The organism is Acidiferrobacter thiooxydans (assembly GCF_003333315.1).
Lineage (GTDB): Bacteria > Pseudomonadota > Gammaproteobacteria > Acidiferrobacterales > Acidiferrobacteraceae > Acidiferrobacter > Acidiferrobacter thiooxydans.
Map to the genome: position 1 here is coordinate 510,106 of NZ_PSYR01000001.1, position 9,895 is coordinate 520,000.

At 63.9% G+C, this 9,895-nt stretch carries 8 protein-coding genes (1 of these 8 cut by a window edge); 6 read left to right on the forward strand and 2 right to left on the reverse strand.

The genetic code is table 11. The features are described 5' to 3' along the window. Positions 1-121: 121 nt before the first annotated feature. On the reverse strand, positions 122-3,280 hold the full coding sequence (locus C4900_RS02585) for a putative bifunctional diguanylate cyclase/phosphodiesterase (RefSeq protein WP_147267106.1): 3,159 nt from the start codon (positions 3,278-3,280) through the stop codon (positions 122-124). 217 nt (positions 3,281-3,497) lie between these two features. Here C4900_RS02585 and C4900_RS02590 point away from each other — a divergent pair, with 217 nt between their 5' ends. The 5 genes from C4900_RS02590 to erpA all read left to right on the forward strand — a co-directional run bounded on the left by C4900_RS02590 (position 3,498) and on the right by erpA (position 7,508). After that, positions 3,498-4,751 carry a porin gene (locus C4900_RS02590; RefSeq protein WP_147267107.1) on the forward strand — a complete coding sequence of 418 codons (1,254 nt, stop codon included), beginning with the start codon at positions 3,498-3,500 and terminating at the stop codon, positions 4,749-4,751. Between the two features lie 90 nt (positions 4,752-4,841). Beyond that, entirely contained in the window at positions 4,842-5,876 is a 1,035-nt protein-coding gene (gene argC / locus C4900_RS02595) for an N-acetyl-gamma-glutamyl-phosphate reductase (RefSeq protein ID WP_065971706.1), read from the forward strand. 54 nt (positions 5,877-5,930) lie between these two features. Beyond that, positions 5,931-6,650 carry a DUF6776 family protein gene (locus tag C4900_RS02600; protein ID WP_114282270.1) on the forward strand — a complete coding sequence of 240 codons (720 nt, stop codon included), beginning with the start codon at positions 5,931-5,933 and terminating at the stop codon, positions 6,648-6,650. Positions 6,651-6,661: 11 nt separating this feature from the next. Next, positions 6,662-7,084: a bactofilin family protein gene (locus C4900_RS02605; protein ID WP_211306730.1), complete on the forward strand. Its 423-nt coding sequence runs from the start codon at positions 6,662-6,664 to the stop codon at positions 7,082-7,084. A gap of 67 nt (positions 7,085-7,151) precedes the next feature. Continuing rightward, positions 7,152-7,508 carry an iron-sulfur cluster insertion protein ErpA gene (erpA, locus tag C4900_RS02610; protein ID WP_065971708.1) on the forward strand — a complete coding sequence of 119 codons (357 nt, stop codon included), beginning with the start codon at positions 7,152-7,154 and terminating at the stop codon, positions 7,506-7,508. Positions 7,509-7,670: 162 nt separating this feature from the next. Here erpA and C4900_RS02615 read toward each other — a convergent pair whose 3' ends face one another. After that, positions 7,671-8,804 carry an anhydro-N-acetylmuramic acid kinase gene (locus C4900_RS02615; protein ID WP_065971709.1) on the reverse strand — a complete coding sequence of 378 codons (1,134 nt, stop codon included), beginning with the start codon at positions 8,802-8,804 and terminating at the stop codon, positions 7,671-7,673. 44 nt (positions 8,805-8,848) lie between these two features. On the opposite strand from C4900_RS02615, the gene tyrS reads away from it, so the two are divergent. Next, positions 8,849-9,895 carry the 5' portion of a tyrosine--tRNA ligase gene (gene tyrS, locus C4900_RS02620; protein WP_233431931.1) on the forward strand. Its footprint extends 165 nt past the window's final position, so 1,047 of the gene's 1,212 nt are visible here — the first part of the coding sequence; its start codon is at positions 8,849-8,851; its stop codon lies beyond the right edge, outside the window.

Genomic DNA, 9,895 nt, shown 5'->3' on the forward strand with positions numbered 1-9,895 from the left:
CATAAGCTGCGCGCCCCGGCCGCCGCGGTGCGATCACACCGGCTGCGACAGAGATGGGTCCGTCCGGTCTAGCGTTTCGCAAGGCGGACGGGTGTCATCCTACGGCCGAGGGCCTCGGGGTCTAATAGCCGGTCGCGGTGCGGCGTGAGCCCGTGATGGCCTGCAGTAAGAGGGTATCCATCTCCTCTTCGACTGTCTGCAGCTGCATGAGGGTCGTGACCCCGGCCTGCTCGCCACTGGCGTACTCGCGCATGGACTCCATCATGAGGTGGTGGATGCGGGCATGGAGCACGCCAAGCGGCGTAGAGGCCTGGGATTGCAGGGCCTTATGAAGCGGGCAGGAATCAGTTGCCAGTGAGGTCTCGGGGATCGGGGGGCGGGCAAGCCGCAACGTCTCGATCGTGCTCTTTAGCAGCTTTTTATGGCCGGCGCGTGCCAGCCACGGCACGGCATCGGCGGCCGCCGGGCGTCGCCGCCACAGGTCGGGGGGCCGCCAGCCATGCAGCCAGTGGACCACGGCGTCGAGGGGGAGGGGTTTGCTGATGGCGTACCCCTGTCCGTACTGGCAGCCGAGATCGCGCAGAAGCAGGCCTTGTTCCGGTTGCTCTATCCCCTCGGCGACCGTGGTCAGATGCAGGACACGCGCCGCGGTCAGGATGCCGCTTACGATCGCAAAGTCACGTGGATCTTCACCCATATCACTCACGAAGCTCTTGTCGATCTTCAGGATGTCGCACGGCAGTTTTTGGAGATAGTTGAGTGAGGCATAACCGGTGCCGAAGTCGTCGAGGGCAATGGCAAGCCCCAGCGCGTGGCACTCGCCCAGTATTTCACCGGCGAGCGCGAGATCGGGGAGTTCGCTGCTCTCGGTGATCTCGATCTCCAGGCTACTCGCAATGCCGGGGTCCTCTTTGAGCACCGTTTGGATATCCTTCAGGAAGTCCGGATGCAAGAGGTGGCGGCTATGGATGTTGACTGCGATCGGGACGCGTATCCCCTCGCCGGCGAGATGACGGATAGCCGCCCTTGCCTGATCCAGTACGTAGAGATCCAGCCGGCGCATGAGATCGGTGTCCTGTTCGATCACTGGAAAATAGGCCCCCGGGGCCCAGATCTGGCCGTCGGCGCGCGGCCACCGGAGCAGCGCTTCAAGGCTGCGTAAATGCCCGGTGGTGATGTCCACTTGCGGCTGGAAATACAAGACTGGGATGTGCTCGCGCAAGGCGGCGATGAATTCATGCTGCAGCCGATACTGATTCAGTAGGCGCTCCTCGAGGGCCGGCGTAAAGAAGCGGTAGAGGTTCTTACCAAGACGCTTGGCCTCGTACAAGGCGAGATCGGCGCGCCTTATGAGGTCGTCCACCTGATTGCCGTCGCCAGGGGACAGGCTGATGCCGACGCTGGCCCCTATCGCCAGCTGCTCGTAGCCGGCGGCCACGAAGGGGTTGTCAAACGCCCAGCGGATCGCCTCTATGGCGGACACCGCCTGCGTGCGCTCATCGACGGGGGACAGGATCAGTCCGAACTCGTCGCCGCCGAGCCGCGCGACCGTCGCGCCTGCGGGGGCCGCGGCACGGATGCGCGCCGCTATCCGCCGCAGGAGTTCGTCGCCGACGATATGGCCGAACTGGTCGTTGATGCCTTTGAACCCGTCTAGGTCCAGGATGGCGACCGCCAGACCCTTGCGCTGTTGTGGGGGCTGTGCCAGGGCGGCCTCGAGTGTCTGGCGAAAGAGTACACGGTTGTCGAGGCCTGTCAGGGCGTCGTGGCGGGCCTGGTGGATGAGCTGTTGCTCGCGCTCCGTATCCTCGAGTGAGAATGCCAGGTCCTGAGCCAGGCCCTCCAGAAGGCGCACGAGCGGCGGCGCAAACAGGTTCAGCCGTTCGGATCCGAGGGCGAGTATCGCCACGATCCCGCTCTTGGTCCGAATCGGGAGGGCGGCCGCCGATTGCGTACCCGCCTGCTCGTGCATGGCGCGCCACGGGGTGAAACGGTTGTCGTGGGAGAGATCGTCCGTGATCTCGGTGCGCCCGCTGCGCACCGCCCGTCCGGCGGCGCCCAGACCTTCCGGGCGATTCGGGTCGGCGGTGAACACGCAACGAAACCAGTCGATACCGAGCGGCCGCTTCTCGCTGAATGCCACGACCCGTATATCCCCCGAGGCCTCGACGCGGCCGATCCAGGCAAACAGCAGGCCGGTGTAGGCGATGATGATCCGGCAGGTCTCGGCGAACAGCTGGTCCGGGTCGGGGTGGCGCACGATGAATTGATTCAGCTCGCTCACCGCCAGGTAGAAGTCGCGCTGTTGCTCGGCAAACAGCTGTTCTTCGCGGATGCGGTTGTCGGCCATCGCCTGGACGGCCTCGGCGCGCGCGATCTCCTGGCGCGAAGCCCGGTAGTAGAAGGTCGCGCTCACGAGCAGGACGAATATCAGCGCAAGCGGCACACCGAGCCTGTGCGCAAAGGTCTGGATCACGTTCTTCACGGGCAGGCTGACGCCGGCCACGAGGCCATAGCGCGCGGACTGATAGGCCCCGAAGCGCCAACCGGTCTGCGTTTGCCCCGAAAACGCCCCGCTATTTTGGTGGATGGCCCTGTTCAAGGCACGCATGAGCGCGCCGTGGCGTACACGGCTGTACTGCGCGTGCGCCGAACCCGGGATTTTGTATTCGAGGGTGCCGTTGCGATCCACGACGAAGATGTGGAAGTGCGGTGGAAGCTTCTGGATGAGCGCGCGCAGGCGCGGCCATGTGGAGAGCGGCCGCTCCAGGATCAGGGTCTCATGCGCGACGAATGGCCGCGCAAACAACACCCGATATCCTTGCGAAGTGGCAAAGGGGGGCGAGAAGCATAAGCGATGGCGCCGCAGGCACAGGGTCGTGACCGAAGGGAGGGCGTGGTGGAGCATGGCCGGCGGGATCGCAAGCGGTCGGGCCGCCACGAGAATGCGATCGTGGGCGTCGATGAGGGCGGCATCAGTGTCGTGCCGGTGGTCAGCCACATAACGGCGCAGTACACCGGCCCGTTCGGCTCGGGGCGTCCGGCGCAAGACGGTATTCAGCTGGCGCATCCTGTTGGCCGTGTTCTCGAGATAGGCCTGCTCCACCCGCCCGATGGCGGTGGCCATGATGGCCAGGCGGTGACGTGTGGCGACTTCGAGTTCGCGCCATGTCGCGCCCACGAAGGCGAGCGTCGTGATGAGTATGCCGAGCACGAAAAACGCCCACAGACGGCTGACGGCGTGTGGGCCGCGGTCTTTAGGTGTCGGCGTCCTGTTCACGACTCGCCCTCCTCATCGCCCGTGGGGCCGATTCGACCCCCCCGCTCGCGCCACCGGTATGGACCGGTTTTGTCCCCAGGCGCGCGCGTACGTCCGCGGCGTGTCCGCCGGACCGCTTGCCTGTCATAAGACCACCCCCATGGTCGTGTTGTATATAAGCGAGCGCTTCTATATTGCTTTTGCTAAGGTCGCTTGCTATACATCCCCAGGATAGACGTTGCAGCGTCTAGTGGTTAACCAAAAAGAAAATATCCTGTTCGGTGAGGAGGCAGTTCCCATTATGAAGTGCAAGGCATTGACCGCCGCGGTGAGCGCGGTCTTGGTAGTGGTCCCGATGGCCGCCGTGGCCGGCGTCAAGATCGGCGGTATGGCCCAAGGGGAGATCGGGTACTGGAAGGACACGAGCAAGGGCGTGGTGCAGAGCCAGGGTACGAACATGCTCGATAACGGCCGTGGTCGCCTGTGGATCGAGGCCGACCAGAAGCTCGGTTACGGGCTCACCGGCATGGCCTATTACATGCTGAAGGTCAATACCGTGGGCCAGCAAGGTTTCGATACCTCGCCGTTCGCGCCCCTTAGCGACGCCGGTGAGAAGTACGTGGGTCTGAAGGGCGCCTTTGGCTCCATTGAGCTCGGTAATATCGCCAGCCCCTACAAGTACACCGGTGGTGTCATGTGGGATGCCTTCGTCACCACGGACCTGCAGGCGCGCGGCAACGGCGGTATGTCCGGGGGTGTGTTCGGCCAGAACGGTTTCATGTCGAACTCCATCCTCTACCAGTCCCCGGATTTCAGCGGCTTCCATGTGGCCTTCGCCTATAGCCCGATGAATGCCGGCGTCAACAATGGCACTGCCACTAACCCGGCGACCAACCTGACCGCCCAGCACGGCGACTATGCCGCCGCCGTGCAGTGGAAGGCCCTGGGCTGGAGTATCTTCGTGGCCCGTGATCACGCCTCGGCCCCGGGCGGCGATCAGACCTTCAAGCCGTATGTGACGCCAATTGGCGTCGGGCCAGATGGTCTGGTGTATGCCGAGGGAAGCAACTCAGGAAAAGCATCCCCCACAATTGTCGACGCGTTTCACGCCGCTACGCAGAACAACACCAAGTTCGGCGTGAAGTACAACTTCGGTCCGGTGGCGGTCATGGGTCAGGTGGAGAACCTCCAGACCTCCGGTGAGGCCAATCCGACCCGCGACTACTTCCTGGGGATCGATGGCGCCGCCGGCCACTGGACGCCGGTGCTGCAATTGGGTGACACCACTGACAAGTATTTTGCCGGCACCGACATCAAGGTGAGTTATGTAGCGGTCGGCACCTTCTACAACTTCAAGAAGGGCTTCAGCCTCTACGGCGGCTACCGGCGTACACATATCACCGGGGTGTCCTCGGCGGTGGCGAGCGCCGAGCCCGGTGCCAGTAACGGCACCCAGAGCGTGTTCTCGATCGGCATGCGCAAGGTGTTCTAGGTCGTACCTGCAAGATGCGACGGACGGGGCCTGCGGGCCCCGTTTTTTTAGGGGCTCTGCTACAATGGCGACCTCAAAAGGGGATTCTCCATGGTCAAGGTCGGGATAATCGGCGGCACGGGTTATACGGGTTCCGAGCTCTTGCGGCTCTTGAGCCGTCACCCGCGCGTGACCATAGGCGCCATCACCTCGCGCGCCGAGGCCGGCCGCAATGTGGCGGATCTCTTTCCGAGTCTGCGCGGCCGGTGTGATCTCACGTTTACCGATCCCGAGGGCGAGGGGGTCTTTGCGGGTTGCGATGTGGTGATGAGCGCGACCCCCAACGGCATCGCCATGACCCACGCCCCGCGGCTACTCGCCGAAGGCGTGCGCGTGATCGACATCGCCGCCGACTTCCGGATTCGCGATATCGCCGTCTGGGAGCAATGGTATGGCATGAAGCATGCCTGCCCGGGGCTCGTGGCCGAGGCCGTGTACGGCCTCCCGGAGCGCCATCGCGCCGCCATCCGTAAGGCGCGGCTCGTCGCCAATCCTGGATGTTATCCGACCGCCGTGCAGCTCGGTTTCCTGCCGCTTGTCGAAAACGGTCTCGTGGATCTGTCATCGCTCATGGCCTCGGCGGTGTCGGGTACGAGCGGGGCCGGGCGCGGGGCGCATGTGCCGATGTTGTTCGCCGAGGCCGCGGAGTCGGTGAAGGCCTATGCCGTGGGTGGTCACCGTCATCAGCCGGAGATCGCCCAGGGGCTTGCGCAGATGGCCGGCCAACCGGTTGAGTTCGTGTTCGTGCCACACCTCGTGCCCATGATCCGCGGTATCCATGCGACCCTCTATGCGCGCCTGAAGGATCCCTCGGTCGATGTGCAGGCGCTCTACGAGACGCGTTACCGGGACGAGCCCTTCGTGGACGTCCTGCCGGCTGGCGGACACCCGGAGACACGCACCGTGCGTGGGACCAACCTCTGTCGTATCGCGGTCCATAGACCGAAGGGTACGGACAAGGTGGTGGTCCTGAGCGCCATCGACAATCTCACCAAGGGCGCGAGCGGCCAGGCGGTGCAGAACCTGAATCTGATGTGCGGCTTTGCAGAGACCGAGGGTCTCGACGAGATCGCGCTCTTCCCCTGAGTTGTCGCATGCGGCCGACCGGCTATACTCCCCCCGAGTTTCCGTGGAGGTGTCGTGGTAAACCATATCGGCAATCTCGTGGTAAGGCGGCGCGTCTCGCCGGTGGTGCGTTACGGGCTGATCGCCACGGGTGTCGCCTTGGCGGTCCTGGGCGGTGCCGGGTTGTTCTGGTGGGGCGAATCGGCGGCGGGCTTCGACGTCGGCCGCGCGGCCCATGACAAGGCCCAGGCGCGCGCACGCATTGCCCGTTTGCGGCACGAGGTCAAGAGGCTTTCTGTGCAGCTCGCCATAAGCAAGCGTTTGCTGCAGTCGGGAAACGTCGCCTACGCGGCGCTGTCTGCGGCGCTGAAGAAGAGCGATGCAAGGCGCCTGCATTTAAAGGAGCGCGTCGGTTTTTATGAGACCGTGTTGGCGGCCTCGAAGGCCGCGAAGGGTCTGAAGATCGAGCATTTCCAGGTGGTCCGCGCATCGTCGAGCTGGCGATACGACCTGGTCTTGGTGCAGCCGTTCGCCGCGAATCGCTGGACCTATGCGCGCGTGCGCCTCACCGTTCAGGGGCAAGGGACGGGCCGTCCGTCGGGCGCCTCAGCCGTAAGCCTTGTTGACACGCCACGCGATGTACACTTTAAATATTTTGATGAGGTCCGCGGGCCCCTGAAAGTGCCCGCGCATGTCATTCCGCATAAAGTCATGGTCCGGGTCGTGTCGGGCGGGCGGGTCGTCACGCACAGTTATCCGTGGCCGAACCCGACGTCTCCAGGCCCCCACGAATGAGGATACGCATCATGCTGGAGAAGATGGGAAAGAAGTCGGGCGAAAAGCCTTGCAACACGATAGACACCCTGATTGGCGAACAGACCCAGATCACCGGCAACCTGGTATTTTCTGGGGGCTTGCGTATCGACGGCAAGGTCCATGGAGACATTACCGCGCAGGGCGACGGGAGTACCCTGATCTTGAGTGAACGCGGCGAGGTGACGGGCAATATCAAGGTTCCGCATCTCATCATCAACGGGAGGATCAAGGGCAACGTCCATTCCTCGGAATGTGTGGAGTTGCAGGCCAAGGCCGAGATTACCGGTGACATGACCTACAAGAGCCTGGAGATGGCCCTCGGCGCCACGGTCAATGGCGGACTCATCCATGAGGCGGAGAAGGGGACGCCGAAGCTGAAGGCCATTGGCGCCTCCGATCCGGTCATATCCTAGGCCCGTTTGACCGCGCACCCGGGCGCGCGGATAATGGGGAGCAGCGAATTTACGAGGATTCATCAGCATGACTGAAGCCGTTGCCACCGAGATGCCGAGCCCCTTGAATTTTACCGACAGTGCCGCTCAAAAGGTGAAAGAGCTGATTGCCGAGGAAAACAACCCGGCGTTGATGTTGCGGGTGTTTGTTTCGGGCGGCGGCTGCTCGGGTTTCCAGTACGGGTTCACGTTCGACGAGAACGCCAATGAGGATGATGCGCGCATCGACAAGGGCGGCGTCACCTTGCTGGTCGACCCTATGAGCTTTCAGTACCTGGCGGGCGCCGAGATCGATTATCAGGAGGGCCTGGATGGCGCGCAATTCGTCATCAAGAACCCGCAGGCCAAGAGCACTTGCGGGTGCGGGTCGTCGTTCTCCGTCTGATGTGAGCCCGGATCCACTGCGATCCCCGAAGGCCCCTCCCTGCGAGGGGCCTTCGCTTTGGGGGTGTGCCTAGCCGGGCGCACCCACTCGGATGGGCGTTACGGCCTTTCGTTCAGGGGCGGCAGGGCCTGAAGGGGGTACCCTTCAGTCGGCTCGATACGCTCAGGCGGGGTAAAGGGCGCCGAGCACGACCGCATGGCGGGCACCTGTGACGGACGGGAGATTACCGGGGCGCCCGGCTTGGGCCTCGCGGGCGAGCCAGGCGAAGGCGGTGGGCTCGACCAGCTGCGGATCGAGGCCCAATCGGGCAGTGGTGTGGACGGGGATTGCGAGGCGCGCGGCGATCGCCGCCATGAGCACCGGGTTTGCGGTGCCGCCGCCGCACAGGTAGATCTCTTCCGGGGCCAGCGGGGCAAGTGCCTCGGTGATCGTGTCGGCAGTGAGGGCGACGAGCGTCGCCTGAACGTCGGCGCCATCCAGATCCCGGCCGAGCCGTTGCAGGCGGTCGTCGAGCCACTCTGAGCTGAAGTGCTCGCGCCCGGTACTTTTGGGCGGTGGGGCTGTGAAATACGGATCATCCTTCAGAAGCCCCAGTAAGGCACCATCCACCCGCCCGCGGGCTGCCAGTCGCCCGCCGGTATCTTGGGGTTCGCCGGTCTGCCGCCGGGCCCAGCCATCGAGCAGGGCGTTGCCGGGTCCGGTGTCGAAACCCTGCGTGCAGGCGCCTGTAGCGGCGGCGGGGATGACCGTGACATTGGCGATGCCGCCGATATTGACGATCGCGCGGGCGCGCGTGGCATGGGCAAACAGCCATCGATGGAAGGCCGGCACGAGCGGCGCCCCCTGGCCGCCCGCGGCCATGTCGCGGCGCCGGAAATCGGCGACGGTGGCAATACCGGTGCGTTCGGCAATGCGCGCTGGGTTGCCGATCTGCACAGTGAAGGCATGGGGCCCGCGCGGCCGATGGCGGATGGTCTGCCCATGCGAGCCTATGGCGGCAATATCGCTGGCCGCAAGTCCGGCCTTGCGATGGACCTCGCTGCTCGCCACCGCGAATATCTCCGCGAGCTCCTCCTCGAGCGCGCCCATGCGCTCGATCTCATTGTCTCCCGGGACCATGAGCGCGAGCAGGCGCTGGCGCAGTGGTTCCGGGTAGGGTTGGTAGCTGTGCGCGGCGAGCACGACCCGCGGCCCGTGCTCATCGAAATGCACGCACACGGCGTCCACACCGTCCCCGCTCGTGCCCGACATGAGCCCGATGTAGTAATCCGTCCTGGTCCCGCTCCTGCCCGGCATGGTCGCTATGGTAACCTTGACGCTGTCAAAGGAGGTAGTTGATCGTGAAGGCCGCCGTAGAGGAGGCGCTGTCCATCATCCGGATGGGTACCGCCGACATCGTTTCCGAGCCGGAGTTGCGCGAAAAGCTCGCCCTTGGTCGGCCGCTACGTATCAAGGCCGGCTTCGATCCCACGGCCCCGGACCTGCATCTTGGGCACACTGTGCTTTTGCGCAAGCTGCGCCAGTTTCAGGACCTCGGGCATAGCGTTTTGTTTCTGATCGGGGACTTCACGGGGCGAATCGGCGATCCCACGGGCAAGAATGCCACACGCCCCCCGCTTTCGGCCGAGGATGTGGCACGTAATGCCGAGAGTTACGAGCAGCAGGTCTTCAAGATTCTCGACCGCTCGCGCACCGAGGTGGTATTCAATTCCCAATGGATGGGGACCCTTGGGACGTACGAACTCGTGCGTCTGGCCTCGCATTACACGGTGGCGCGTCTCTTGGAACGAGACGATTTTGCGAAACGCTATGCCGATCATCAGCCGATCGCCGTCCACGAGTTTCTCTACCCCCTCATACAAGGCTACGACTCCGTGGCGCTGCAGGCCGACGTCGAGCTGGGTGGGACCGACCAGCGATTCAACCTGCTCGTGGGCCGCGAGCTCCAGCGCACCTATGGTCAGTCCCCGCAGGTGGTCATCACGCTCCCTATCCTGGAGGGTACCGACGGTGTCCAGAAGATGTCTAAATCACTAGGGAATGCGATCGGCATATCAGACCACCCCGACATCATGTTCGGCAAGGTCATGTCGATCTCCGATACCCTGATGTGGCGCTATTACACCCTTTTGTCGCTGCGCCCGCAAAACGCGCTAGACGAGCTCCGTCGATCTGTGGATAATGCCGCCAACCCAAGGGACGTGAAACTCGCGCTAGCCCATGAGCTTGTGGCGCGGTTCCATGGCGTTGCCCAAGCCGATAACAGCCAGGAGCGTTTCCTGGCGGTTTTCAGCCGAAAGGCTTTACCGGAGACCATCGACGAGCGTATGCTTGTCATCCCTCCGGAAGGACTTGGCATAGCGCAGGCGCTGAAGGGCGCGGGCCTA